Below are 23,774 nucleotides of genomic sequence, written 5' to 3'. Positions count from 1 at the left end.
GCAGTCGGGGTATGAGCCGACGCGAATCAGCGGCCGACGGATCGACCGGGGATCGCTCCCGGTTCGGGCTCCGCGGGCGCGTCCGGGGACTCTTCGCCCTCCGACCGTTCCTCCTCGCACTCGTTCTCTCGACCGTCGGCCTCGTGGTCGGCGGGAGCGTCCCCGTCGTCGGCGTCGTCGGTCGCTTCCTCGGCATCGCCGTCGCCGGGTTCGCCCTCGGACTCGTCTGGCCGACGCGGCGCTACGTCGAGGCCGGCCTCGCCGGTGCGCTCGTCGCCGGCCTCGGGTTCGTGCTGTCCGCGCTCGTCACGCCGCTGTTTCCCGTCGTCGCGGAGTACGGCGTTCGGATCGCCGGCGTCGGGACGACCGCCGGTCTGGTCGCGGCGCTCCTCGGGCACTATCTGGGGCGTGACCTCCGGGTCGGCCTGACCCGGGACCTGTAACTACTGTAGTCGCCACTCGCCGTCCGTCCGGCCGACCAATCCGCGGTCTGCGAGGGTGTTCAGCGCCCCGCGGACCGCGTCCGGCGACGCGTCGACCGCCTCCGCGACGCTCTCCGTGGTTCGTGCCCCCGTCGCCACGGCCGCCAGCACCTCGGCGTGGAACCGGCTGTCCGCGTCGACACCGAGGTGGTCGGTCAGTCGATCCAGTACCTCCGTGATCCGACCGTACACCCACCGCTGGGCCAGAGAAAGTTCGTCTTCGAGGGTCTGTAACTGGTCGAACGCCTCCGCGAGGTCGTCCACCTCGTCGTCGGCGCTCCCCGGTGCGTCCAGCGAGACGTGCCGACACTTGCCGTCCATGTCGAGGCTGGAACTCGCGGGGTAGGCGCTCTTGGTCCCGAACCCGTACGGCGAGACGCTCACCTCCAACCGGAGGTTGCGCGAGATGTGGAAGTACTTCCGTCGCTGGTCGTCGGTGTGACTCTCGACGAGACCCGCTTCCTCCAGTTTCCGCAAGTGGTCGATCACCGCCTTCGGACTGACGCCGAGATACTCGCTGATCTCGGTGACATAACAGGGTTTTCGCGCCAGAAGCCGCAGGATTCGCCGGCGGTTCTCGTTGCCGAGGAGGTCGAGTAGTACCGCCGAGTCCATGACGTGAGGTAAGCGACGGATACATATAACGACTGCGTATACCGGGGCCGGCCGCCGGAGCGTTTAACCCTACCCCTGCGCTGGTGTCCCTATGTCCTTCAGGGGTGACGACCGGGGCGTCTCCGAAGTCGTCGGCTTCGTCCTCGTTCTGGGCATCCTCGTCCTCCTCCTGACGATCAATCAGGCACAGATCGTTCCGGCGGACAACCGGGCGACGGCGACACGTACAACGTCGTCCCGATCAACACGACGTTCTCGGAGGCCAGTTCCGACACCGTGAGCGTGGAACCGGTTCCCGGACGGATCGACAGCACGACCGTCGACGGCGGCCAGGTGACCTACCCCACCGGCCTGAGCGAGTCGACGTGGGAGGACCTGCTACAGGGCCAGCTACCCCCCGAGGACGTCACCGTCGCCGACGGCAACCTGACGCTCGCCGCGTCCGGCGAGATCGAGGTCGCCTGCTCCCCGATCGGGCTGAACGAGGTCCCAGAGGGTGGCGAACGCGGGACGGCCGGCCCGGACATCAACCCGACGGGGCCGAACGCCGTCGAACTGCGTTCGACCGCCAACCCCAACAACCAGGAGGTCACCGCGACGTTCAACAACACCGGCGACGAGGACGTCGACGTCGTCCGTGCCCGACTCACGTTCTACAACGATCCACAGAGCAACCAGATCCCCGGGCCGTTCGACGTGATCGATCCGGCGACCGGCGACACCGCGGCGACGCTCGAGGTCCTCGGCCCGTTCCAGACGCTCGACCCGGAGATCACGCTGACGGGCAACGAGACCGAGACGACCATCACGTTCAAGGCTACCAACGGCCAGGTGTCCGATCGGGACTTCTTCGTCGTCGAGTTCGTCTTCGAAGACGGCCGACGGGGGACGTACTTCGTCGACGTGCCACAGTAGGGGCCCCCGACGTGACGCAGTCTAGCCGACTCCGGGCGTCCCTCTGTCGACGGACGCTCAGTTGCTGCCGGTGCCGTCAGCCGTGTCGGTCCACGACTCGCTGGCCGTGAGGCCGTCGGCGTCCGTGACGACGAGTTCGATCCGGTACTCCGTCCCGTAGCGGTTGCCGTTCGGTTCGAGGGTGACCGTGTCGCTCGCGGACGACTGACCGGTCACGTCGTATATCTCCTCCGCGTCCGGATTGTTCTTCCCCGTCTCCACGAGGCGCACCGTCACCGAGTCGAGGGTCCCGTCGGCGTCTTCGACCGCCCACGAGACGTTGTAGGAGGCCGTCTTTCCGAACGACTCGTCCGACACGTCGAACCCCGTGACCGTCGGCCCCGACGCCCCGCCCGAGCCCTCTTCGCCGCTGCCGGCGCTGATGGTCACGTCCTCGGTGTCGGTGCCGCCGTTCGCGTCGACTGCCGTGACCTCGATGCGGTAGGTCGTGCCCTTGTTCTTGCCCGGTGCGCTGAGACTCCGCGTCTGCTCGCCCGTCGCGTTCGTCTCGTTGTAGTCGTCGTCGATCACGCTGTCCACCACGGTCCCCGAATCGTCCTCGATCAGTTCCACCCGCACCTCGGTCAGGTCGCCGTCGACGTCGGTCGCGTTGTACGTCGCGTCGAACGAGGCGTCCTGGCCCGTCGTGGTGTCGGTCACGACGAGTGATTCGACGACCGGCGGACTCCCTCCGCCACCGCCGCCGCCGACCGCCCTGACGCGCACGTCCGACGCGACGTTCCCCGCCGCGTCCTCGGCGGTGATCCGCAGGACGTACACGTTTCCGACCCCGCTCACGTTGCGCAACGTGAACGTCTCGGTTCCGGTGTCGCCCGTCCCGCCGTACGTGTAACTCTCGCTGTCCTCGACCGTTCCGGTCCCTTGGTCGACGAGTTCCACGTCGACGTCGGTCAGGTCGCCCGTCGGGTCCGTGGCGCGCCACGTCACGTCGAAGGACGCGTTGCCGTCCGAGGACGTGTCGTTCACGTCGAAGCGCTGGATCGTCGGTCCGTCGTCAACTGCTCCGTCGCCTCCGAGGTCGAACGTCTCCTCGTACAGCAGGCGGGTCGGCTCACTCGTCTCGATCACCCGGAGCCGGACGGTGCCCTCGTAGCTGTGGCTGACGTTCACCGACTCGCCCCCCTCGAAGACGTCGTCGCCGTCGCCGGTCAGGGTCACGGCCGGGTCGTCGAACGTGTACCGCCGTTCGGATCCACCGCTTTCGAGGACGAGGGCGAGGTCGGAACGCGGGACGCCCGGACCGCCGCGGTGTGTCGCCGTCGCCCAGCCGTCACCCACGTCGCCGGCCACGTCGACCGGGGCCTTCTGTGCCGCCGCCCGCTCCTCCTGGCTCGTGACGACCACGAGTCCGACCGCGCTCACACCGACGACGACCAGTCCCACGACCAGCACGACCCCGATGAGCTCCGACTGGGCCCGTCCGTCGTCTCGGACGGTGCCGAGTGAGGGGCCGATCATCTACCTCTCGCCGAGTACGCGCCCGCGAGTTGTATAGTTTCGGCTTCCCCCTACTCCGCCGGCGCGAAGACGACGACGGCGGTGCTCGCTTCGACCGCGTACGGCGACACCTCCCGGTCGCCGCTGAACCGGATGAGGTCGCCCGCGTCGAGGTCGTACACCTCGTCGTCGAGGGTCAGTTCGACCTGCCCGTCGAGGAGGTGGACGACGACGTCCGTCCCCTCGTGGGTGTGTCGGGGGACCCGTTCGTCGGCGTCGAGTCGCAGGCGGACGGTCCGGGGACGGCGCGTCTCGAAGACCTCCGCGTGTGGCGTCTCCGACAGCGTCGAGAGCGTGGTTCGTTCCGGCATCGTTCGCCGTTCGCCCCCCGTACGGGTAAGCGACCCCCCGATCCGGTTCGGGCCGCCGGCCACGACCGTTTTTGTACCCGGTCCGCGTACGCCGTGGTATGCCATCGCACGTCCTCGTTCCGTTCGACGGGACCCCCCAGTCCGAGGCAGCGCTCTCCTTCGCCGTCGAGGAGTGGCCGACTGCGTCGGTCACCCTCCTGTACGTCATCGACCCGGTGGCCGCTGGCCTCGGCCACGGGACCTTTCCCAGTGACTCGGAGGCTTGGTACGAGAGCGCCCGAGAGACCGCCCGATCGACGCTCGAGACGGCGCGCGAACGCGTCGATCGGGCGGTCGACGACCGGATCGAGGTTGGGAATCCCGGCCGTGTCGTCGTCGCCGTCGCCGACGAAGAACCGTACGACCACGTCGTCCTCGGGAGCCACGGCCGCGATGGCGTCTCCCGGGTCCTGCTGGGTAGCGTCGCCGAGGCCGTCGCTCGCCGGTCGCCGGTCCCCGTGACCGTCGTTCGGTAGCACGGCGTGACACCGACCCCCAGTCGGCGAGTTCGGCCGGCTCCGTCCCGTTCTTGACTGCCGGGATTCTACCACGGCCGATGGAGTTCACCGACCTCACTCGAACCCGCAGATCGGTCCACCAGTACGCCGACACCGATATCGACGACGACACGCTCTCGGCCGTCTTCGAGGACGTCCGACACACTCCCTCCTCGTTCAACCTCCAGCCGTGGGAGTTCCTCGTCCTCCGCGGTGACGACCTGGCGCGCCTCCAGTCGGTCGCGTACGGGCAGGAACACGTCACCGACGCCGCGGCCGCGGTCGTCGTCCTCGGGACGCTCGACCCCAGCGACCACGCCGAACGCGTCACCGCGGACCTCTTGGAGAAGGGGTATCTCCCGAGCGAGGACGCCGCCGAGGCGCGCCTCGACACCGTCGCCAGCCTCGCCGACGCGGACGACGAGACGCGGCGCGTCTGGACGGTCCAGAGTTGTTCGCTCGCCGCGATGGCGCTCATGTACGCCGCTTGGGACCGCGGCGTTGCCTCCTGTCCGATGGGCGGGTTCGACGCCGACGCCCTCCACGACGAGTTCGGCGTCCCCGACGACTACGAACCCGTGTTGCTCGTCACGCTCGGCTACCCCGCCGACGACGCCCCCGACGTCGAACGGGACCGGAAGTTCCGCCGGGAGACCGACGAGTTCGTCCACTTCGACGACTTCGACCCCGCCGCCCGCGGGTCGCCGGCGGCCGACGGCTAGAAGATGTTCGCCTGCCTGTAGACACTCAACCCTTCGTTGGTGATCTCGTAGGGTTTGGTCTCCCGGGAGTGGTTCGCGTCGCGGATCTTCTGTATCTCCAGAGCCAGTCGCGTCTCCTGGAAGTCGGAGGGCCGCACGTACTGCAGGACGAACACCGCGTCCGCGAGGTACTCGATGATCCCGTAGCGCGACCCGTACGGATTGTCGCTGCTGGCCTCACTGGTGACGAGCGTCGTCACGCCGGCCTCCTTCAGCGACCGGGTGAACCGGTACACCTCGCTCCGCCGGTCGGAGGGGTGGTCGTACATCATCTCCAGAAGCGACACCGAGTCGAGGACGAGTCGGTCGGCGTCGAACGCCTCGATCAGTTCCGGCAGGTCGCTCCGGATGCTCGTCAGGCTGTTCGCCATCTCGACGGGGTCGAGGTGGACGACCGCCAACCGCCCCTCCTCGGCGTACTCGGCGAACGGCCAACCCTTCTCCTCGGCCGTGTCGTAGATGCGCTCCGTGCTCTCCTCTAAGGTGATGTAGACGCTCCGCTTGCCGTCGATCAGCGCCCGGTTGAGAAACTGCAGTCCGAACGTCGTCTTGCCCGTCCCCGCGGAACCGATGATCGAGATCAGCGACCGCTTGGGCACGCCGCCGAGGACCATCTCGTCCAATCCCTCGATCCCGAGTTTGATCCGTTCGATCGACGACTCGAACTCCGCGTCCGCGTCGAACCCTCCGCCACCCTCGTCGCCGAACCCGCCCGGCGGCCCGCCCTCGTCGGCCTCGCCGCCGGATCCGCCTTCGGGATCCGGCGCGTTCTGGAAGGCGCTGGCGAAGTCCTCGTCGAACGGCGAGTCGCCGTCACCGTCGTCGGGATCGATGTCGGGCTCGCCATCGACGCCGGACCCCAAATCCTCGAAGGCGTTCTCGTCGGGTGTCGACGGTTCGGACTCCGGAAACGTCGCCTCGGCGTCGGTATCGCTCTCGGCGTCGGTATCGCTCTCGGCGTCGGTATCGCTCTCGGCGTCGGTATCGCTCTCGGCGTCGGTATCGCTCTCGGCGTCGGTATCGCTCTCGGCGTCGGTATCGCTCTCGGCGTCGGTATCGCTCTCGGCGTCGGTATCGCTCTCCCCGAGCGCCCGCTCGAACCAGTCCTCGTCGTCGCTCATCGGTTCTCACGGCCCGAGCGTTCGCGCCGGTCGTCGACGGCCGCCCCCGCGCGCTGCACCATGGTATCGGACTCCGGACCCTGGTCTCATCAATGTTGTCTCCGGTGCGCTTTTTTTCCCCCGGCGCGAGGCCGGGGTATGTACGTCGGCCTCGTCGCCCAGCGTGACAACGACCGGGCGGCGGCACTCGCAGCCGACCTCCGGGACCGCCTCCACGAGGCGGACGCGTCGATCGCGGTCGACGCCACCACCGCCGAGGCACTCGGCGTCGACGGGACGCCCATCGACGCGTTCGACGCCTGCGACCTCGTTGTCAGCATCGGCGGCGACGGCACCTTCCTCTACGCCGCCCGCGGGGCCGACGGCACACCCATCCTCGGCGTCAACCTCGGCGAGGTCGGCTTCCTGAACGCCGTCGGCCCCGAGGAGGCGGTCGACGCCGTTCTCGACGAGGTGGCGGCGTTTCGTGCCGGCGACCTGACCGTCCGCGAAGCGCCACGACTCGCGGCCCACGGTGACGGCTGGACCGCACCTCCAGCCACCAACGAGGTGGTCGTCCAGGGGCCGATCCGCGGGCCTGGCGGCGGCGTCGACGTTACCCTTCGCGTCGACGGCGCGCGCTACTCCGAGGGTCGCGCCGACGGCGTCCTCGTCGCTACGCCGACCGGGAGCACGGCGTACAACCTCAGCGAGTCCGGTCCGCTGGTCCACCCTCGTGTCGACGGCCTCGTCGTCAACGAGATGTGCGCACGCGACGGCATGCCGCCGCTCCTCGTCGGCACCGACAGCGACGTCGCCGTCGACGTCGACGGCGCGGACCGGGCGGTCGTCGTCGGCGACGGGCGCGTCCTCCGCGAACTCGACCCGCCGGCCGAGGTGCGGGTCGGATTGGCCGACTCGCCGATGCGTGTCGCCGGGCCGGCCACCGACTTCTTCGAAGCGCTCGACAAACTCGACTGAAACGGAAAGACGGCCGCCCGCGACGTCGGCTACTGCCCGCCCCAGTTCTGCGTCCGACGGGGCCGGTCGGAGGTGGCCTCCACGTCGATGGGGTCGTCGTGGTGACGCAGGCCTTCGAGGGTCGCCTTCGCGGAGGCGTGCGTCGAGAAGTAGGTCACGTCCTCCTCGACGGCGACTTCGAGCGCCTCGCGGTTGCGCGAGACGATGATGTCGACCTCGCCGCTCCGGATCGCCGACCGAAGGTCGTCGAACGCGCGGACGTCGAAGAAGTCGGCGAAGCCCTCGCGCAGGGCTCGCCCCGACTCGCTGTCGGGGTCGGGGAACTCGTCGGCCGAGAGGTCGATCACGGCCGTCCCCTCGGTGGGGATGGCCTTCCCCGTCGCGGACTGGGCCTTCTCGTAGGCCTTGCCGAACGTGTCGGCCGTCCCCATCACCTCACCCGTCGACTTCATCTCCGGGCCCAGACGGGGGTCGCTCCCCTGCAGGCGGTCGAAGGGCAGGACGACTTCCTTCACGCTCACTTTCTCGGGAATCTGCTCGTCGACGTCCAGATCCGACAGCGAGTCGCCCGCCATCACCTTCGCGGCGAGTTTGGCGATGGGGACGCCCGTCGCCTTCGAGACGAAGGGGACCGTTCGCGAGGAGCGGGGGTTGGCCTCCAGGACGTACACCGTGCCGTCCTTGACGGCGAGTTGGACGTTTAGCAGGCCCACGGTGTCGAGTTCGCGGGCGATTTCGAGGGTCACCTCGCGGACGCGATCCATCACGTCCGTCACCGCGTCGGCCTGGGGCGGGATCATACACGCCGAGTCACCCGAGTGGACGCCCGCGCTCTCGACGTGTTCCATCACGCCGCCGATCAACACGTCGTCGCCGTCGGCGACGGCGTCGACGTCCAGTTCGACGGCGTCGTCAAGGAACTCGTCGATGAGGATCGGCTTGTCCGGCGAGACCCGGACCGCCTCCTCGATGTACTCCTTCAGTTCCTTGTCGTCGTACACCACGTCCATCGCGCGCCCGCCCAGTACGTACGAGGGACGGACGAGGACGGGGTAGCCAATCGACCGCGCCAGTTCGAGCGCCTCCGCCTCGCTGGTCGCGGAGCCTCCTTCGGGTTGGGCGATGCCGCGGTCGTCCATCAGACGGTTGAAGCGGTCGCGGTCCTCGGCGAGGTCCATCGCGTCGACGCTCGTCCCGAGGATATCACAGTCCAGTCCGCGGCGCTGGATCTCGGCTTCGAGCGGGTGACCGATGTTGACCGAGGTCTGCCCCCCGAACTGCACCATCACGCCGTCGGCGTCCGCGGCCTCGACCACGTCCGCCACCTCCTCGGCGGTGATCGGTTCGAAGAAGAGGCCGTCGGAGGTGTCGTAGTCCGTCGACACCGTCTCGGGGTTGTTGTTGACGACGTGGGCGTCGATTCCCTCCTCGCGGAGCGCCTGGATGGCGTGGACCGAGCAGTAGTCGAACTCGACACCCTGTCCGATCCGGATCGGGCCGCCGCCGACGACCACGACGCTCTCGATGTCGCGGTCGACGCGGAGTTCGCCCGCGGCCGCGTCACCCTCGAACGGCCCGGTGACGAACTCCGGTTTCCGCGAGGAGTAGTAGTACGGCGTCTGGGCGGCGAACTCGCCGGCGCAGGTGTCGACCTGCTTGTAGGTCCGGCCGGGGACCGCCGTCTCGACGGTCCCCACGTCCGATCCCGCGGCGGACGCGATTTCGGCGTTGGTGACGCCCTTCACCGCCGCCTCGGTGAAGTCGCCTTCGGCGGCCGCGGCGACCGACTCGGAGACACGCTTGAACCGCTCGACGTACCACTCCTTGATGCCGGTCAGGTCGACGACGTCCTCGACCGTGTACCCCCGGTCGAACGCCTCGAACATCGCGTACGGGCGGTCCGGCGTCGGCCGCGTCAGATACTCCGTCGCCAGGGTATCGTCGTCCACGTCGCTCCAGTCGACGGCGGGGTCGTACTCGGTCGAGCGCAGCGCCTTCAACAGCGACTCCTCGAAGGTCCGCCCGATGGACATCGCCTCACCCGTCGACTTCATCGCCGGGCCGAGGGTGAAGTCCACGTCGTCGAACTTGTCGATCGGCCACCGGGGTACCTTCGTCACCACGTAGTCGATCGCAGGCTCGAACGCCGCCGTCGTCTCGCCCGTGATCTCGTTGTCGATCTCGTGGAGGCGTTTGCCCAGTGCGACCTTCGCGGTGACGCGAGCGATCGGGTAGCCCGTCGCCTTCGACGCCAGTGCGGAGGACCGCGACACCCGCGGGTTCACCTCGACAACGCGGTACTCGCCGCCGGGAGTGCCGTCGTCGTGCCACGCGAACTGGATGTTACAGCCACCCTGAATCCCGAGTTCGCGGATGACTTCGAGCGCCGCGTCGCGCATCTCTTGGTGGCCCTCGTCCGGGATCACCTGCGACGGCGTGACGACCATCGACTCGCCCGTGTGGATGCCCATCGGGTCGAGGTTCTCCATGTTGCAGATGATGATCGTCGAGTCGTCGGCGTCGCGCATCACCTCGTACTCCAGTTCGACCCACCCGGCGATGGACTCGGTGATCAGCACCTCGTCGTTCCGCGAGAGGCGCAGTCCCTGCCGGACGCGTTCGACGAGTTCGTCCATGTCGTCGACGACGCCCGATCCCGACCCGCCGAGGGTGTACGTCGTCCGTGCGATCACGGGCAGGCCACCGACCTCGTCGACGGCCGCCTCGACGCGGCTCCGAAGGGTCGTCTCGTCCATGTCAGACGCCGACTCGTCGTCGTCGAGACGGATCGTGGTCGACTGCGGCATCGGCTGGCCGATCTTCTCCATCCGCTGGCGGAACAGGTCGCGGTCCTCGGTCGCGTAGATGGTGTCGAGCGGCGTCCCCATGATCTCCACGTCGTGTTCCTCGAGGACGCCCTCCTCGGCGAGTTCCGCGGTGACGTTCAGTCCGGTCTGCCCGCCCAGTCCCGCGATCACGCCGTCCGGTTGTTCCGTCCGGACGATCTCGGCGATGGCCTCGGTCGTGATCGGTTCGATGTACACCCGATCGGCCATGTCGGGGTCGGTCATGATCGTCGCGGGGTTCGAGTTGACGAGGACGACCCGTGCACCCTCCTCCTGCAGCGCTCGGCAGGCCTGCGCGCCCGAGTAGTCGAACTCCGCGGCCTGTCCGATCTGGATCGGGCCGCTGCCGATCAACAGTATCGTCCGGTTCTCGGATTCGGTGGCGGAGGGATCCGCCACGGTGGCCTCGTCGGTCATCGTCGAATCGGAGTTCGCACATCGTAATAAGCCCGACGAAACGGTACGAGATGCGAAGCGAAATTACGGATTTCGAAACGGCTCCGAGTGGGCGTCTCCGGACTGCCGACCGTCGGGACGGATCGTCGCCGCTTCGGGGGGACTCTCGAACCGAGTGCCGTCTCAGTTGTTCAGGCGGTAGCGGTACGGACTCTCCTGGAGCACCTCGACTTCTCCCCGCTCGGCCCAGCGACCGAGAACGGTCGCGACGCGGTGGGCGCTCTCGAACTCTTCCTGTTCTCCCAGGAGCGACAGGATATCCCGTGCGGTCAACGGCTCGTCGGCGTCCGCGAGCACGCCCCGGAGTTGCTCGTATTCCCTCGACTGGGGGCGCATACGTCTCACAAGGATCGGGTACGACTTAGTGTTCAGTGAGACGACCGTCGGACGGTTGTCAGACGTATCGTAGCGGTCGAACCGGTCCGTGCACCCGACACGGATCGGGCGCGATCGGGTTTCCGTCGACGTTCAAGCGCTACGATACACGTCGTCGGCCTCGAGGTCGCGTTCCGCGCGGTACTGATCGACGAACGCCGACACGTCGAAGTCGACCATCTGGCGTTCGAACTCCTGGATCGTGGCGTCGTCCTCGGCGTGGCTGACGGCGTGTTCCATCAACTCCACCACGAGTTCGACGACGATTTCGTGGAGGCGACGGGCGTCGAACCCCGTCACCCACAGGAGCGCGTACCCCACGTCGCCGTCCTCGCTCAGATCCGCCGTCGCCACCCGGTCGGGGAACTCCTCCAACACGACGCCGAGCAAGTGGGGCGTGTCGAACTCCGGCATCTCCTCGCTCGTCGTCTCGACCGTCTCCCGGAGGATCTCCACCAGAAAGTCGGGGAGGAACCGCTCTGGCGGGTGGACGTCCATCACGACGGCGTGGGCGTCCCCACAGGGACACTCGAACTCCCGCATCCCCAGGTCGAACTCGGTGACACCGACGGTTTCGCCGCAGGGCAGGTCGATCGTCCGCGTCTCGCCGCCGGGCACACCCGGGTTCGTCATGGGGTCGTTTGCGGCCTCGGTCGCTTAAACGTCGCGCTCCGTTCCGGCGTCACCGCTCCGCCGTCACCCACAGTACTGGGCCGACGACCAGCATGACGATGCCGAGAAACAGGTAGTGGACCGGCGCGAGCGACTGGGGCGTCATGATGAACACGAGGCCGAACACCGTCGTGTTGATGGCGACGAGCCGACGGGATCGCAGCGAGAGCGTCCCGACCGTGGCGAGAATGAAGACCAACAGCAGCGCCTGCCCGACGTTGTACTCGAGCAGGAAACTGTCGATGACCTGTAACGGGAGCATTCGTACGCACAACTCGCCCGGAATCGGCCATTAAAGTTCCGTTTGCCGGTCACCGCTCGCTACCGCCCGCTCGGGCCGGTGATGTCGAGCGGTCTGATCCAGCCCCACCACAGCAGGACCACCATCGTACTGTAGCCCATCACGAACACGAGCGATCCGACGGCCCCGTACCCCCGTTCGGCGAGCACCCCCCGGGCGACCCCCGACCCGCCGATGCCGACCACCAGGAGGAAGAGTATCAACAGCGTGTCGCGGCTCAGAAACGCGTCGGCGTCCACCATACCCCGCGTTCGGACGCGTCGCTACTGAATGTCACGGTTCGGAAAAAACGGTGCCGCGGCGTCGATTATGACGGCGTGGTGGTGCGGGCGATGGTCGCGGTGTTGTCGCCGTTGGGCGACGTCCAGATGACGCGGACGGTAGTTTCTGAGTCGACACTATCGATGCTCTCCGAGTCCCCAGCCGAGACCGATAAGTCAAAGGCTTGATCACTCTCTCCGCTGGCAGATAGGTTCAGCGAGTTCGTGTTTTCGCTGGTGAACGTGTCACCGCCGTCGTGGGTAGCAGTCACGTTGTAAGTGCCGGTGTTCTCTTCGAAGTCGAAGCTAAACGTCGCCTGCGGTGCGGTGTCTTGGACCTGGTTGCCGAGTCCGAGGACGAACGTGCCGATGACGGCGGCCAGAATAACGGTAATGGCCACCATCAGGATCACGCCGATGACCGGACTCACTGCGCGGTCGTCTGCGATAAAGTTCTTAAGTTTCATAAGTGTGTTGGCACGCCGGGCCGGAGTCGGGGGGATATCGCTCCCGCACGGTCGCGCGTCGGCGTGCTTGGCCTAGACAAGGCCGTCGGTGGTAATAAATCAACTGGCTAGGCTTCGACTGTGATAATTAGGCACACCCTGCGACGCTCGGCCGGTCGTTGAAGCGGGTCTGTGGGTCCGAAGGCCGTCCCTTCGATCCGCCCAGTCGGGCGGTCAGTAGCTCCGCTCTTTCGGTTCGTACGTCTTCGCCTCGCCCTCGAGGACGGCCGGTTTGTACCAGAGTTCCGGCGACCCGTCCGACCACGACACCATCGTGTGCTTGAGCCACTCGTCGTCCTTCCGTTCCTGGTGTTCCTTGCGCCAGTGTGCGCCGCGGAACTCGTCGCGCGCCAGCGCGCCGACCGTGATCATCTCCGCAATGTCGAGCAGGTTTCGCGTCTCTATCGTCTGGATCAACTCGGTGTTGTACGTACTGGAGGGATCGGCGACGTACACGTCCCGGTACCGCTCCCGCGCGGCGTGGATGTCGACCAACGCCTCCTTCAGCGCGTCCTCCTCGCGGAACACGTTGACGTTCTCCGTCATCGTCCGCTGGACGGCCGCCCGGATGTCGGCGTGCTGGGCCCCCTCGTCGCGGTCACGCAGGCGCTCCACGCGCTCCCGTTCGCGGTCGAGCGCCCGTTCGACGACCGCAGTGGCGGTGTCGGCGGCGGCCCCGCCGTCAGCGACGGCGTCGCCCTCTCCACCCCAGGGTTCGCCGAGCGAGACCGGCGTGTCGACCGACGCCGTCTCCGCGTTCGGCGTTCGCCCGGCGGTCACCTGCGGTTCGCCGAGGTCCTCGCCGGCGACGTGCCGACCGGCTCGTTTCCCGAACACGATGAGTTCCGGCAGCGCGTTGCCGCCCAACCGGTTCGCCCCGTGGACGCTCGCACAGGCACACTCGCCGACGGCGTAGAGGCCGTCGATACAGGTCCCACCGAACTCGTCGGTTTCGATACCTCCCATCGCGTAGTGTTGGCCGGGTTTGACCGGCATCGGTTCTTCGAGTCCGTCGACGCCCTCGAAGTCCTCGGCGAGGTGGAGGATGTTCTCGAGGCGGTCGACGATGCGCTCCTCACCCAAGTGGCGCATGTCCAGGTGGACGTACTCGTCTTCGATCCCCCGGCCCTCGTTCACCTCGGTCAGTTCGGCCCGCGACACCACGTCCCGAGAAGCGAGTTCGCCGTCGTTGTTCGCGTAGCCGTGCTCGAACATGAACCGCTCGCCGTCGTCGTTGTAGAGGATGCCGCCCTCGCCGCGGACCCCCTCGGAGATCAGGACGCCCGTCGAGGGGAGCGTCGTCGGGTGGAACTGGATCATCTCCATGTCCTCGACGGGGACACCGGCGCGGTAGGCCATCGCGACGCCGTCACCCGTGTTGGCGACCGCGTTGGTGGTGTGATCGTACACCTGCCCAAGACCACCGGTCGCGAGGATGACGCCGTCGCGGGCGCGGAACGCCTCGACGTTCCCGGTCGCCGTCTCGTAGGCGACGACCCCGTGACACGACCGCTCGTCGGGGTCGTCCTCGTCGGTGGTCGCGAGGTTCAGGACGTACCACTCGTCGAACACCTCGATCCCTCGTTTGACCACCTGCTCGTACAGCGTGTGCAGGAGGTGGTGTCCCGTCTCCGCGCCCGCGTACGTCGTCCGTGGGAACGAGAGGCCGCCGAAGGGTCGCTGGGAGACACGGCCGTCGTCGTCGCGGGAGAAGGCCATCCCCCAGTGTTCGAGTTGAATAACCTCTTCGGGACTCTCTTGGGTGAGTGCCTCGACGGCGGGGGCGTCGGCGAGGTAGTCCGACCCCTTCATCGTGTCGTAGGCGTGCATCTCCCAGTCGTCGCCGTCGCGCAGGGCGGCGTTGATCCCACCCTCCGCCGCACCCGTGTGGCTCCTGACGGGGTGGAGTTTCGTGACCATGGCCACGTCCGCTCCCGCCTCCTGTGCCGCGATGGCCGCGCGTAGGCCGGCGCCGCCCGCGCCGACCACGATGACGTCGTATTCGTGCATGGTTACCAGAATTTCAGGTTGCTCTTGACCGCTTCGCGTTTCAGTTCCTGGATGTGTTCGGTGAGGGGGATGTCCTTCGGACACACCTCGGTACAGGAGAACTGGGTCTGACACCGCCAGACCCCGTGTTCCTGTTCGACGATCTCCAGGCGGCGTTGTTTCATCTCCTCGCCCTCGCGTTCGTCCATCGCGAAGCGGTAGGCCTTGTTGATCGCCGCCGGGCCCAGATACTCGTTGTCGCCCGCCGCGATGTTACACGAGGACATACACGCTCCACACCAGATACACCGGGTCGAGGTCTTGATCTTCTCCCTGTTCTCGCGGGTCTGTCGCTGCTCTTCGAGTTCCTCCTCCGGTCGGTCGGTCGTCTGGAAGTACGGCTCCACCGACTCCATCTGGTCGTAGAAGTGTTCCATGTCGACGACCAGATCCTTCACGACCTCCTGGTGGGGGAGCGGTTCGATCCGCACCGGCTGGTCCAGGTCCGAAAGCTGAGTCTGACAGCCGAGTCGCTGGCGGCCGTTGACGAACAGGGCGTCCGACCCACAGATCGCCTGCCGGCAGGAGTGGCGGAACGTGAGGCTGACGTCGAACTCGTCGCGGGCGTAGATGAGGGCGTCCAGCACCGTCATCCCCTGCTCGTAGGGGACGTGGAAGTCGTCGAACCGCGGCTCCTGTTTCCCCTCGACTTCGGGGTCGTAGCGGAACACCTTCAGGTGATAGCGCTCCGCGTCGGCCGCGGCCCGTTCCTCCTCTTCGACGCGTTCCCGCTCGCGTCGCTCGGCGCGGCGGCGCTTCGCCGCCTCGCGGCGCTCGCTCGGCGTCTCCGCGTCGGCCTCGGCCTCGGTTTCCGCACTCTCCGTCTCGGTCTCGGGTTCCGGTCGTTGCGTGCTCATAGTATCGGGAGGAGGTCGATGCCCGCCCAGGCGTTCGCGGTTCGAACGCCTTGGACGAGGAGGAGGAGGCTCGCGCCGCCGAGGACGACCTGGACGACGCGTCGTTTGACGCCCGTCAGTCCGGCGTTGATCAAGGCGTTGTAGACGCCGTTGACCCCGTGGAACGTCGCCGTCACGAGAAAGAGGATCATCAGCGAGTAGTAACTCCACTGCTGCATCCGCCCGGCGCTCATCCCGAACGTCACCTCGTCGGCGTGGTGGACGAAATGCAGCAGGAAGAAGTGAAAGGCGAGGACGACGATCAGGAACGCGGCGGTGATGCGCTGCCAGAGCCACAGACGGCCGCCCTCGGTGAACGAGGAGTAGCGCTCCGCCATCAGAGCGACACCCCCGCGAGGAACGTGGGGACGCTCGCCACGACGATGGCACCCGTCAGGACGAGCGACGCGTAGAAACTACGGTCCTGTGATTCGAGGCCGATCCCGAGGTCGATCAACAACAGTCGAGTCCCGTTCAGGATGTGGAACACCGCCACCGCGAGCAACCCGACCTCGAGGATGCGGACGACCAACAGGCTCTCCAGGGCCTGAATCGTCTGCGTGTAGAGGTCCTGATTCGCCGCGACCGTCGCGGGGTCGGCGCTCGCCGACGTGAGCGCCGTACTCAGAACGGCGACGTGGGTGAAGAGGTACCCGATCAGCACCCACCCGGTGAACTTGTGGAAGATCCAGGCCCACATCCCGGCCGAAAACTCCCGCCATCGGCCGAAATCCTCGATGAGACCCCGATCGTAGGACTGACTCATGCTCGTCCGGGAGTCGGGACCGGCAGGGTATAGAAGTTACGTACGCTCCGGTCGGCCGAGACGCGACGAATCCGCTCGTTGATCGCTATATTCGTTGATCGTCACTTCGAGGCTCGTCGTCCGTCGTCACCTCTCGATCCGCCGCTCGACGGTCCGGGCCGTCTCCTCGTCGAGTTCGGCGAGGTGACAGACGGGGTTCCCCGGATACACCACCGGGTTCTCGAGGACGCCAAGCAACACGCCGGTGAAGGGGGCGTCGACCGACACCCCGTCGGCCTTGAACGGGTCGGTGATGGTGTAGAGGCGGTCCCCCTCGCGCACCAGGCCGCCACGCTCGTAGTGCAGGTCGACCAATCCCCCTGCCTCCGCTCGGATCCACGCCTTCTCGGTCACCACCGTCCGCCACCCAGGCCAGCGGACGGCGCCCCGATCCTGGAGGCCGAACTCCGCGAAGACGCTCTCGACGCCGTCGAGTGCATCGTCGATGAGGCCCCGTTCGAACCGGTGAGCCTCCCCCATCTCCACCGTGACCGTCGGGACGTCCGCACGCGTCGCCTCCCCTCGGAGCGTCCCGTCGCTCCCCGCGCCGTCGACGACGACGCTCGCGCCGAACGCGTACGCCAGTCGCGCCACCTCCTCTTGGGCCATGTCCGCCCGGACGTGGAGCATGTTGGTCCGCCCCCGCGTCGAGGTGTGGAAGTCGAGGCCGAAATCGCAGGGCTCGACGAAGTTTCGGAAGATCCGGTCGGCCATCCGCTTGGCGCTCGTCGACGACGGGTTCCCCGGGAACGAGCGGTTGAGGTCACGGTCGTAGATCGGCAGATACCGCTGTTGGGTGAGGAAGCCGGGGACGTTCAACACGGGGAGGCAGACGACGGTCCCCGCGAGGTCCGTCAGATCCCACTCGAAGGCCACCTCCCGGACCACCTCGATCCCGTTGAGTTCGTCGCCGTGGGCGGCCGCCGAGAGGAAGACGGTCGGCCCCGACCGCTCGCCGTTGACGATCGTGACGGGGATGCGAACCGGGTCCCCGAGGTACGTCTCGCTGATGCGGTACCGGAGGTTCCGTCGCTCGCCCGGGGCGACCGATCCACCGTCGTACGTGAAGGCCCCGCCGACAGTCATGCCTCCACTCCGCGATCGGGATACTTAAATCACCGAGCGACCCCGAACGGCCGAGCGGAGTTTAAGTGGTTCGAGCGCCAACGGATGGGGTATAGTGCAGGTACCGCACACGCCCCCCGTCGGGTCGCAGGTGGAGGCATGAAGGCAGTCGTCGCCAAGCGCGTCGACCGCGGGGACGCCGATCTGACCGAGATCGGCGACCTCGCGCGTGCGGCGGGCTACGAGGTGGTCGGCGAACTCACCCAGACTCGCGAGGAGGACGCCGCCTACGGCTTCGGCGAGGGGAAGGTGGACGAACTGGCGGCGCTGGCGGTCGAGAGCGGCGCCGACACCGTGATCGTTGACAACCGACTCGGCCCCTACCAGACGTACAACATCGGCGGAAAACTCCCCGAGGGCGTCGAAGTCGTCGACCGATTCACGCTCATTCTCGACATCTTCGGCCAGCGGGCCCAGACCCGCAAGGCCCAGTTGCAGGTCGAACTCGCGGAGCTCCGCTACGAACTTCCGCGGGCCGAGGCGAAGACGAGCCTCGCGAAGCGGGACGAGCGGCCGGGGTTCATGGGCCTCGGGGAGTACGACGAGAGCCGCGAGCGCGACATCAAAAACCAGATCGCGGACATCAAACGCGAACTCGACCAACTCGCGGACAAGGAGGCGACGCGTCGCGAGCGCCGCCGCGAGTCCGGCTTCGATCTGGTGGCGCTCGCCGGCTACACGAACGCGGGGAAGTCGACGCTGATGCGACAGCTGGCGGACGAACTCGACGTGGACGAGAACGAGGGTCGCCACCCCGACCTGGAGACGACCGCCGAGAGCGAGGACCGCCTGTTCACGACGCTCGGCACCACGACCCGCCGGGCCGACACCGGCAGCCGGGACGTGTTGCTGACCGACACCGTCGGGTTCGTCTCCGACCTCCCCCACTGGCTGGTCGAGTCCTTCGAGTCCACGCTCGACTCCGTCTATCACGCTGACCTCGTTCTCCTCGTCGTCGACGCCAGCGAGTCCAGCGAGGAGATGCGGGAGAAACTCGTCACCTGTCACGACACGCTGTACGAGCGCAACGAAGCACCCATCGTCACCGTCCTGAACAAGGTCGACCGCGTCGACGACGACGAACTCGAGGAGAAGCGGGAGGCGCTGTCGGCGCTGGCTCCCAACCCCGTCGCCGTCTCCGGACTCACCGGCGAGAACGTCGGCGCGCTCCGGGAGCGGATCGAGCGCGAACTGCCCGACTGGGAGTTCGAACGACTGGTCCTCCCGCTTGGCGACGACGCCATGAGCCTCGTGTCGTGGATCCACGACCACGGGTCCGTCGAGGAGGAATCCTACGGTAACGATCAGGTCGTCCTGGAGTTCGAGGCACCGCCGTCGGTCGTCGACCGCGCCCGCGCGAAGGCCGGCAACCTCCCGACCCCGGAATCAGTCTAACCGGCGTTTCGTCTTCTCGATCACGCCCACGTCCTCGATTCCGGTGTCGGGATACTCGCCGTCGTCGTCCTTCTCGGCGGCCTTCACCATGTCCCAGACGACGTTCAGCCCGGTCGTCACGCCCTCCAGCGCCTCCATCTCGCAGCCCGTTTTGCCCGTCGTCTCGACGGCCACCGTGAGGTCGATCCGGTCCTCACCCACGTCGAACGTCGTCTCGACGTTGGTGATCGGAATCTGGTGACACATCGGGATCGTCTCCCAGGTGTGTTTCACCGCCTGCACCGCGCCGACGCGGGCGGTCGCCAGCACGTCGCCCTTTCCGATCTCGTCGCCCCGGATCGCCGACACCGTCGAGGGCTGGAGGTGGATCGTCCCGCGCGCGACCGCCCGCCGAGCGGTGTCGGGCTTGTCGCCCACGTCGACCATCTGGACGTTGCCCTCCTCGTCGGTGTGGGTGAGGTCGTCCTCGTCACTCATCGCGACCACCCCACAGCGCCCGCGGCAGTTCGTCCAACAGGTCGCTCGCCAGCAGGCCGTACCCCTCCCGGTCGACGATCCGATCCCCCGCGAGACCGTTCGCGTACGCGGCGAGTGCGCCGGCGTCGAGGGGGTCGACCGTGGCGAGGAGTGCACCCGCCGCGCCGGCGAGGACGTCCCCGGTCCCGCCGACGGTCATGCCCGGGTTCCCCGTCCGGTTCACCCGCCGTCGCTCCCCGTCGGTCACGGTGTCGTACGCGCCTTTCACCAGCAGGGTGTGGCCGACCTCGGCCGCGAAGTCGGCGACTGCGTCGAGGCGCTCGCGCCAGTCGGCGTCGCCCACGTCCGGCCCGCCCATCGCCCGGAGTTCGCCCGCGTGGGGCGTACAGAGGAGCGTCGCGTCGGTGTCTACCTCGGGAACGACTTGGAGGGCGTCGGCGTCGACGACCGAACGCCCGTCGTAGCCCGCGAGAAAGTCACGGACGGCCGACAGCGTCGGCCCGGCGTCGCCGAGTCCGGGCCCGAAGACGACCGTGTCGTGGTTGGCCGCGAGCGACCGGACGTGGTCGAGCGCCGCGGGTGTCAACCGGTCGCCGTCGAACGGGCGGACGATCAGCCCCTCCTCGAACGCCTGCACCTCGCGGGCGACGGCGGCGGGACAGGCCACGCGGACGAGGTCGGCCCCCGCGCGCATCGCCGCCCGCCCGGCCAGCGCCGGCGCGCCGGTGTACGGTCCACCGCCGACGACGAGCACCTCGCCGAACGCGCCCTTGTGGGCGTCGCTCGGCCGGCAGAGGACACGCCGGTCGCCCGGGCCGACGAACAGGTCCGCCGTCTCGGGGATACCGATGTCGGCGACGGTCACGCGCTCCCCGTCGAGACCGGGTTTGGCGTCGTGGAAGGTGACGACTCGGTCGGCGTCGACGGCGACACCCGGGGCCTCGCCCGTGGTGGCGTCAACACCCGAGGGGACGTCCACCGAGACGACCGTCGCCCCGCACTCGTTGATCCGCTCGGCGGCGTGGCGCTCGGGCTGGCGGAGCGCCCCGGTCACGCCCGTCCCCAGCATCGCGTCGACCACCACGTCGGGGTCGCCGAGGTCGAGGGCCCGCGAGTCCCGGACGACGCGGGCGTCGGACTCGGAGGCGCGGAGCGCCTCCCAGTTCTCGTGGGCGATGTCGGTTCGGATGCTCTCGGGGCGACCCAGCAGGTGGACGGTCGCGTCGTAGTCGTCGAGGAAGCGAGCCGCGACGAAGGCGTCGCCGCCGTTGTTGCCGCGGCCACAGACCAGCGCGACGGTCGCTCCGGGCTCCGCCACCCGTCGTACGGCCGCTGCGACGGCGTTTCCGCTCGACTCCATCAACTGCTTTCGCGCCACGCCGAGGGCGGCGGCGTTCTCGTCGACGGCCGCCATCCGTTCGGGGGTGATCATGGTCACGCTTCGCTCCGCCGGCCGTTATACTGTACGGATCAACGCGCCGAGACGGCGCCGACGGTCGACGGCGAGACGTATAAGATGAGTTACTGAATCGAATTGTGGCGAAGGGTTTTGACGCTGGATAGGTAACGCTCCGTCCGATGTCAGGGTTGTTACCTCGGTCGGAGTCGGACGTGACCCCGGAGGAGTCCGGCGAGATTCGCGTCCTGTCCCTGACGGACGACGACGCGGAGCGGCTCATCGGCTCGATCACGTCCGAGACCGCCCGCTCGATTCTGACCGCCCTCGAAGACCACCCCGCGACCGCATCGGAACTCGCAGAGACCGTGTCGACCTCCCTCCAGAACGTCCGCCACCACCTCGGCAACCTCGAAGAAGCCGACCTCGTCGAGGTGGCCGACACGCGTTACTCGGTGAAGGGGCGCGAGATGAACGTGTACGCACCGACCCAGGACTCGCTGGTCGTCTGTGTCGGCTCCGACGACGACAAGGAGCGGTTCCTCGATTCGCTGGACCGGACGGCCGGCGCGGTGGTCGTTCTCGCCGCCGCCGCGTTCGGCGTCCAGCGTGCGTTCGGAACCGGCGTCGTCGACCTCGGCGGCCCCGGGACGACGCCCCGCGTCGGCGACGCCGTCGGGTCGGCGTCGGCGCCCCTCCTGGGTCTCGTCCCGCCCGGTGTCGCCTTCCTCGCCGGCGGCCTCCTCGTCCTCGCCCTCCTCGCTGCCTGGGATCGCTACGCCGACTGAACGCCATGTCGAACGCCCTCCGTATCCGGATCGTCGTTCTCGCCGTCCTCGTCGTCCTCGCGACGGTCCAGCCGGCTCCGGCGCCCGGCGGCGACCGCGCCCCCGACGCGAGCGTCGCGGACGCCGGTTCCGGGACCGCCCCCGGCCCGGCCGCCGGCGCGACGGTGAACCGGCATCCGTCGAGTGGCGGTGCGACCGCCGACGCGCTCCGAACGGTTCGTGCCGACGCGGTCCACGCGGAGGGTCTCACCGGCCGCGACGTCGACGTGGGTGTCGTCGGTCGCGGCTTCGACGCCGGTGCGCTCTCGGACCGGGTCGCCGCCCGCCGGCAGGTCGGTGACCGACCGGGAGCGACCGCCCACGACACCGCCGTCGCCGAGGTGGTGGCCGAGACTGCCCCGTCGTCGGACCTCTATCTGGCCGGCGTCGGGCGGACCCCCACGCCCGCGGAGTACGCCGCCGCCGTCGACTGGCTGACCGACCGGGGTGTCGACGTCATCGTCGACTCGGGGAGCTACTTCCCGAGCGTCGCCGCCGACGAACGACGGATCACCGCCGCCGCGACACGCGCCACCGACCGCGGCGTGGTGTTCGTCACCTCGGCCGGTAACTACGCGAACCGCCACTGGGCCGGCGAGGGGTCGCCCACGGCCGACGGCTGGGTCGACGTCGCCGACGGGACGGCGGCGAACCCGCTCGCGGCCGGCGAGCGACTCCGGGGTCGGGTCACCCTCCACCTGCGTTGGCGCTCCGGGGCCGACTACGACCTCTACCTCTACCGGCGGCTGCCGGACGCCCCCGACCGCGTCGTCGCGAAGTCCACCGCCGACGCGACCGGCCCGGGGCTCACCGTCGAGCGCATCGACGTCGCCGTTCCCCGCGGGCGGTACTACGTGGCCGTCTACGCCGACGACCCGGTCCAGCGACCCGGGCGGGTGCAGGTGTTCGCCGCCCGGCACGAACTCGGACATACGACCGCACGGGGGAGCATGGTCGCCCCGGCGACGAGCGACAGGGTCGTCGCCGTCGGTGCGAGCGCCGACGGCGAGCCGCTCCCGTACAGTTCGCGCGCCGAGACCGGCGGTGTCGACGTCCTCGCGCCCGGTGACGCGAGGACGAGCGACGGTACCCTCGCCGGCACGTCCGCCGCCGCCCCCTACGTCGCCGGCACGGCGGCGCTGATGAAGTCCGGCGGGCGCGATCTCTCGCCCGACGAGGTCGAGTCGATCCTCGAACGCACCGCCGCCGACGAGGACGGACGGCTGGACGCCCTCGCCGCCGTCGAAGCCGCGCGCGATCCGACGGCCCCGCGGGACGCCACCGCGACCGACCGGGACGAGCGCGTGTCCCCGGCCGACAGCCGCGAGCGAGCGACGCAGTCGGACGGGGTGGCGACGGCCCGTGACGGCACCGACGCCGCCGGAGCGGTCGTCGAGTCGACCCGGACCTCGGAACAGGTGAGCGACGACGCCCGGAATACGACCCGAACCGACGGGACGGACGACGTCCGCAACGCGACCCGATCCGGTGGACGCGACGACGCCGGTCGCCCCGCCGACACGGAGTCGGCCGAGGACGACGGCACGGACGGCTCCGCCGACGACGGATCGACCGGCGGCACCGACCCGGACCGGGAGCGCAACCCCGAGCCGGAGCCCGACCCCGATCCGGACCGGGACGACACCGGCGACCGGGGTGCGGAGTCGTGAGGCGGCCACTCGCTCGGGGACGGTCCCCCCGATGACTGACTCCCGAGCGGTCGACGAGGCGCGGATCGAGGAGTACTGGGACTGGATCGCCGTCGCCCTGTTCCTGTTGCTCGTCGTCGACCTCCTGACGACGCTCGCGGCGGTGCGGGTCGTCGGGCTGGGCTCGGAGGGTAACCCGCTGATGCGGTGGCTGCTGGGCCGCGACGTCAACGTCGTGGTCGTCGTCCACCTCGCCGCGGCCGTCCTCGTCACCGGGTGTTTCCGGCTGCTGACCGGCCGCCTCCGGCACACGTCGCCGCCGGCCGACCGCTACTTCGCACTCTTGATCGAGGCGTGGTTGGGCGTCCTCGTCGCCGTCGGACTGGCGGTGTTCGCGAACAACCTCGCGGTGATCGTGTTGGGTCGGAGCCTGCTCTGAGCCGAGCTTTTTATCCGGGGACGCCGCCAGCCTCCGGGTAGG

At 68.5% G+C, this 23,774-nt stretch carries 27 protein-coding genes; 10 read left to right on the top strand and 17 right to left on the bottom strand.

Annotation, left to right across the window (positions count from 1 at the left end; translation table 11 throughout):
* The first annotated feature begins 11 nt into the window (after positions 1-11).
* Positions 12-443 (top strand): hypothetical protein, encoded by a 432-nt coding sequence (locus NBT81_RS08690; protein WP_338737626.1) that lies wholly within the window; start codon positions 12-14, stop codon positions 441-443.
* Here the strand turns inward: NBT81_RS08690 and NBT81_RS08685 are convergent, their stop codons facing one another.
* Positions 444-1,097: an ArsR family transcriptional regulator gene (locus NBT81_RS08685; RefSeq protein ID WP_338737624.1), complete on the bottom strand. Its 654-nt coding sequence runs from the start codon at positions 1,095-1,097 to the stop codon at positions 444-446.
* A gap of 91 nt (positions 1,098-1,188) precedes the next feature.
* Here NBT81_RS08685 and NBT81_RS08680 point away from each other — a divergent pair, with 91 nt between their 5' ends.
* Both NBT81_RS08680 and NBT81_RS08675 read left to right on the top strand, forming a co-directional pair.
* Positions 1,189-1,377 carry a hypothetical protein gene (locus NBT81_RS08680; RefSeq protein WP_338737622.1) on the top strand — a complete coding sequence of 63 codons (189 nt, stop codon included), beginning with the start codon at positions 1,189-1,191 and terminating at the stop codon, positions 1,375-1,377.
* Positions 1,374-2,012: a hypothetical protein gene (locus NBT81_RS08675; RefSeq protein WP_338737620.1), complete on the top strand. Its 639-nt coding sequence runs from the start codon at positions 1,374-1,376 to the stop codon at positions 2,010-2,012. Before NBT81_RS08680 ends, NBT81_RS08675 begins: the two co-directional genes overlap by 4 nt.
* A 57-nt stretch (positions 2,013-2,069) precedes the next feature.
* On the opposite strand, the gene NBT81_RS08670 is transcribed toward NBT81_RS08675, so the two are convergent.
* Positions 2,070-3,530, bottom strand: a complete 1,461-nt coding sequence (locus tag NBT81_RS08670) for a hypothetical protein (protein WP_338737618.1) — start codon at positions 3,528-3,530, stop codon at positions 2,070-2,072.
* A gap of 50 nt (positions 3,531-3,580) precedes the next feature.
* Entirely contained in the window at positions 3,581-3,880 is a 300-nt protein-coding gene (locus tag NBT81_RS08665) for a cupin domain-containing protein (RefSeq protein WP_338737616.1), read from the bottom strand.
* 98 nt (positions 3,881-3,978) lie between these two features.
* Between NBT81_RS08665 and NBT81_RS08660 the strand changes: the two genes are divergently transcribed.
* Together NBT81_RS08660 and NBT81_RS08655 are read left to right on the top strand one after the other, a co-directional pair.
* Positions 3,979-4,395: a universal stress protein gene (locus NBT81_RS08660; RefSeq protein ID WP_338737614.1), complete on the top strand. Its 417-nt coding sequence runs from the start codon at positions 3,979-3,981 to the stop codon at positions 4,393-4,395.
* An 80-nt stretch (positions 4,396-4,475) separates the two neighbouring features.
* Entirely contained in the window at positions 4,476-5,138 is a 663-nt protein-coding gene (locus NBT81_RS08655) for a nitroreductase family protein (protein WP_338737612.1), read from the top strand.
* Here NBT81_RS08655 and NBT81_RS08650 read toward each other — a convergent pair.
* Positions 5,135-6,298 carry a KaiC domain-containing protein gene (locus tag NBT81_RS08650; protein WP_338737610.1) on the bottom strand — a complete coding sequence of 388 codons (1,164 nt, stop codon included), beginning with the start codon at positions 6,296-6,298 and terminating at the stop codon, positions 5,135-5,137. The genes NBT81_RS08655 and NBT81_RS08650 overlap by 4 nt on opposite strands.
* Before the next feature lie 138 nt (positions 6,299-6,436).
* On the opposite strand from NBT81_RS08650, the gene NBT81_RS08645 reads away from it, so the two are divergent.
* Entirely contained in the window at positions 6,437-7,258 is an 822-nt protein-coding gene (locus tag NBT81_RS08645) for an NAD(+)/NADH kinase (RefSeq protein ID WP_338737608.1), read from the top strand.
* Positions 7,259-7,287: 29 nt separating this feature from the next.
* Here the strand turns inward: NBT81_RS08645 and carB are convergent, their stop codons facing one another.
* The 11 genes from carB to NBT81_RS08590 form a co-directional block, all read right to left on the bottom strand.
* Positions 7,288-10,521 (bottom strand): carbamoyl-phosphate synthase large subunit, encoded by a 3,234-nt coding sequence (gene carB / locus NBT81_RS08640; RefSeq protein ID WP_338737606.1) that lies wholly within the window; start codon positions 10,519-10,521, stop codon positions 7,288-7,290.
* A gap of 162 nt (positions 10,522-10,683) precedes the next feature.
* On the bottom strand, positions 10,684-10,896 hold the full coding sequence (locus NBT81_RS08635; RefSeq protein ID WP_338737604.1) for a hypothetical protein: 213 nt from the start codon (positions 10,894-10,896) through the stop codon (positions 10,684-10,686).
* Positions 10,897-11,028: 132 nt separating this feature from the next.
* Positions 11,029-11,568, bottom strand: coding sequence for a DUF5815 family protein (locus tag NBT81_RS08630; RefSeq protein ID WP_338737602.1), 540 nt, complete (start codon positions 11,566-11,568; stop codon positions 11,029-11,031).
* A 49-nt stretch (positions 11,569-11,617) separates the two neighbouring features.
* Positions 11,618-11,869, bottom strand: a complete 252-nt coding sequence (locus tag NBT81_RS08625; RefSeq protein ID WP_338737600.1) for a hypothetical protein — start codon at positions 11,867-11,869, stop codon at positions 11,618-11,620.
* Between the two features lie 59 nt (positions 11,870-11,928).
* Entirely contained in the window at positions 11,929-12,150 is a 222-nt protein-coding gene (locus NBT81_RS08620) for a hypothetical protein (protein ID WP_338737598.1), read from the bottom strand.
* 65 nt (positions 12,151-12,215) lie between these two features.
* On the bottom strand, positions 12,216-12,635 hold the full coding sequence (locus NBT81_RS08615) for a type IV pilin N-terminal domain-containing protein (RefSeq protein WP_338737596.1): 420 nt from the start codon (positions 12,633-12,635) through the stop codon (positions 12,216-12,218).
* A 213-nt stretch (positions 12,636-12,848) separates the two neighbouring features.
* Positions 12,849-14,684, bottom strand: a complete 1,836-nt coding sequence (locus NBT81_RS08610) for an FAD-binding protein (RefSeq protein ID WP_338737594.1) — start codon at positions 14,682-14,684, stop codon at positions 12,849-12,851.
* A 2-nt stretch (positions 14,685-14,686) separates the two neighbouring features.
* Positions 14,687-15,580: a succinate dehydrogenase/fumarate reductase iron-sulfur subunit gene (locus NBT81_RS08605; protein ID WP_338737592.1), complete on the bottom strand. Its 894-nt coding sequence runs from the start codon at positions 15,578-15,580 to the stop codon at positions 14,687-14,689.
* Positions 15,577-15,957 (bottom strand): succinate dehydrogenase, encoded by a 381-nt coding sequence (locus tag NBT81_RS08600; protein WP_338737590.1) that lies wholly within the window; start codon positions 15,955-15,957, stop codon positions 15,577-15,579. Before NBT81_RS08600 ends, NBT81_RS08605 begins: the two co-directional genes overlap by 4 nt.
* Entirely contained in the window at positions 15,957-16,385 is a 429-nt protein-coding gene (gene sdhC, locus NBT81_RS08595) for a succinate dehydrogenase, cytochrome b556 subunit (RefSeq protein ID WP_338737588.1), read from the bottom strand. Before sdhC ends, NBT81_RS08600 begins: the two co-directional genes overlap by 1 nt.
* Before the next feature lie 126 nt (positions 16,386-16,511).
* On the bottom strand, positions 16,512-17,510 hold the full coding sequence (locus NBT81_RS08590) for a succinylglutamate desuccinylase/aspartoacylase family protein (RefSeq protein ID WP_338737586.1): 999 nt from the start codon (positions 17,508-17,510) through the stop codon (positions 16,512-16,514).
* 138 nt (positions 17,511-17,648) lie between these two features.
* Here NBT81_RS08590 and hflX point away from each other — a divergent pair, with 138 nt between their 5' ends.
* Positions 17,649-18,944, top strand: a complete 1,296-nt coding sequence (hflX, locus tag NBT81_RS08585) for a GTPase HflX (protein WP_338737584.1) — start codon at positions 17,649-17,651, stop codon at positions 18,942-18,944.
* Here hflX and moaC read toward each other — a convergent pair.
* Together moaC and NBT81_RS08575 are read right to left on the bottom strand one after the other, a co-directional pair.
* Positions 18,936-19,421, bottom strand: coding sequence for a cyclic pyranopterin monophosphate synthase MoaC (gene moaC / locus NBT81_RS08580; protein WP_338737582.1), 486 nt, complete (start codon positions 19,419-19,421; stop codon positions 18,936-18,938). The two genes, hflX and moaC, sit on opposite strands and share 9 nt — an antisense overlap.
* Positions 19,414-20,853 carry an NAD(P)H-hydrate dehydratase gene (locus NBT81_RS08575; protein ID WP_338737546.1) on the bottom strand — a complete coding sequence of 480 codons (1,440 nt, stop codon included), beginning with the start codon at positions 20,851-20,853 and terminating at the stop codon, positions 19,414-19,416. The genes moaC and NBT81_RS08575 overlap by 8 nt, the downstream gene beginning before the upstream one ends.
* A 146-nt stretch (positions 20,854-20,999) precedes the next feature.
* On the opposite strand from NBT81_RS08575, the gene NBT81_RS08570 reads away from it, so the two are divergent.
* From NBT81_RS08570 to NBT81_RS08560, 3 genes are read left to right on the top strand one after another with little or no spacing between them, the layout of a single operon-like run.
* Entirely contained in the window at positions 21,000-21,605 is a 606-nt protein-coding gene (locus NBT81_RS08570) for a winged helix-turn-helix domain-containing protein (protein ID WP_338737544.1), read from the top strand.
* Between the two features lie 5 nt (positions 21,606-21,610).
* Complete coding sequence (locus NBT81_RS08565) at positions 21,611-23,314, top strand: S8 family serine peptidase (protein WP_338737542.1); 1,704 nt, start codon at positions 21,611-21,613, stop codon at positions 23,312-23,314.
* 31 nt (positions 23,315-23,345) lie between these two features.
* Positions 23,346-23,732, top strand: coding sequence for a DUF5658 family protein (locus NBT81_RS08560; RefSeq protein ID WP_338737540.1), 387 nt, complete (start codon positions 23,346-23,348; stop codon positions 23,730-23,732).
* Positions 23,733-23,774: the final 42 nt, after the last annotated feature.

The organism is Haloplanus sp. CK5-1, assembly GCF_037201915.1.
GTDB classification, from domain to species: domain Archaea; phylum Halobacteriota; class Halobacteria; order Halobacteriales; family Haloferacaceae; genus Haloplanus; species Haloplanus salilacus.
Note: the sequence above shows the minus strand (reverse complement) of the source record. Positions and strands in the feature narration are given on the sequence as shown.

Excerpts from the sequence above, each read along its gene's own strand:
- NBT81_RS08560 (WP_338737540.1), top strand. The coding sequence starts at position 23,346 with ATGACTGACTCCCGAGCGGTCGACGAGGCGCGGATCGAGGAGTACTGG.
- NBT81_RS08635 (WP_338737604.1), bottom strand. The coding sequence starts at position 10,896 with ATGCGCCCCCAGTCGAGGGAATACGAGCAACTCCGGGGCGTGCTCGCG.
- NBT81_RS08680 (WP_338737622.1), top strand. The coding sequence starts at position 1,189 with ATGTCCTTCAGGGGTGACGACCGGGGCGTCTCCGAAGTCGTCGGCTTC.
- NBT81_RS08650 (WP_338737610.1), bottom strand. The coding sequence starts at position 6,298 with ATGAGCGACGACGAGGACTGGTTCGAGCGGGCGCTCGGGGAGAGCGAT.
- hflX (WP_338737584.1), top strand. The coding sequence starts at position 17,649 with ATGAAGGCAGTCGTCGCCAAGCGCGTCGACCGCGGGGACGCCGATCTG.
- NBT81_RS08620 (WP_338737598.1), bottom strand. The coding sequence starts at position 12,150 with ATGGTGGACGCCGACGCGTTTCTGAGCCGCGACACGCTGTTGATACTC.
- NBT81_RS08630 (WP_338737602.1), bottom strand. The coding sequence starts at position 11,568 with ATGACGAACCCGGGTGTGCCCGGCGGCGAGACGCGGACGATCGACCTG.
- sdhC (WP_338737588.1), bottom strand. The coding sequence starts at position 16,385 with ATGAGTCAGTCCTACGATCGGGGTCTCATCGAGGATTTCGGCCGATGG.
- NBT81_RS08665 (WP_338737616.1), bottom strand. The coding sequence starts at position 3,880 with ATGCCGGAACGAACCACGCTCTCGACGCTGTCGGAGACGCCACACGCG.
- NBT81_RS08645 (WP_338737608.1), top strand. The coding sequence starts at position 6,437 with ATGTACGTCGGCCTCGTCGCCCAGCGTGACAACGACCGGGCGGCGGCA.
- NBT81_RS08600 (WP_338737590.1), bottom strand. The coding sequence starts at position 15,957 with ATGGCGGAGCGCTACTCCTCGTTCACCGAGGGCGGCCGTCTGTGGCTC.
- NBT81_RS08670 (WP_338737618.1), bottom strand. The coding sequence starts at position 3,530 with ATGATCGGCCCCTCACTCGGCACCGTCCGAGACGACGGACGGGCCCAG.
- NBT81_RS08655 (WP_338737612.1), top strand. The coding sequence starts at position 4,476 with ATGGAGTTCACCGACCTCACTCGAACCCGCAGATCGGTCCACCAGTAC.
- NBT81_RS08565 (WP_338737542.1), top strand. The coding sequence starts at position 21,611 with ATGTCGAACGCCCTCCGTATCCGGATCGTCGTTCTCGCCGTCCTCGTC.
- NBT81_RS08625 (WP_338737600.1), bottom strand. The coding sequence starts at position 11,869 with ATGCTCCCGTTACAGGTCATCGACAGTTTCCTGCTCGAGTACAACGTC.
- NBT81_RS08610 (WP_338737594.1), bottom strand. The coding sequence starts at position 14,684 with ATGCACGAATACGACGTCATCGTGGTCGGCGCGGGCGGCGCCGGCCTA.
- NBT81_RS08615 (WP_338737596.1), bottom strand. The coding sequence starts at position 12,635 with ATGAAACTTAAGAACTTTATCGCAGACGACCGCGCAGTGAGTCCGGTC.
- NBT81_RS08660 (WP_338737614.1), top strand. The coding sequence starts at position 3,979 with ATGCCATCGCACGTCCTCGTTCCGTTCGACGGGACCCCCCAGTCCGAG.
- moaC (WP_338737582.1), bottom strand. The coding sequence starts at position 19,421 with ATGAGTGACGAGGACGACCTCACCCACACCGACGAGGAGGGCAACGTC.
- NBT81_RS08690 (WP_338737626.1), top strand. The coding sequence starts at position 12 with ATGAGCCGACGCGAATCAGCGGCCGACGGATCGACCGGGGATCGCTCC.
- NBT81_RS08605 (WP_338737592.1), bottom strand. The coding sequence starts at position 15,580 with ATGAGCACGCAACGACCGGAACCCGAGACCGAGACGGAGAGTGCGGAA.
- carB (WP_338737606.1), bottom strand. The coding sequence starts at position 10,521 with ATGACCGACGAGGCCACCGTGGCGGATCCCTCCGCCACCGAATCCGAG.
- NBT81_RS08685 (WP_338737624.1), bottom strand. The coding sequence starts at position 1,097 with ATGGACTCGGCGGTACTACTCGACCTCCTCGGCAACGAGAACCGCCGG.
- NBT81_RS08575 (WP_338737546.1), bottom strand. The coding sequence starts at position 20,853 with ATGATCACCCCCGAACGGATGGCGGCCGTCGACGAGAACGCCGCCGCC.
- NBT81_RS08590 (WP_338737586.1), bottom strand. The coding sequence starts at position 17,510 with ATGACTGTCGGCGGGGCCTTCACGTACGACGGTGGATCGGTCGCCCCG.
- NBT81_RS08570 (WP_338737544.1), top strand. The coding sequence starts at position 21,000 with ATGTCAGGGTTGTTACCTCGGTCGGAGTCGGACGTGACCCCGGAGGAG.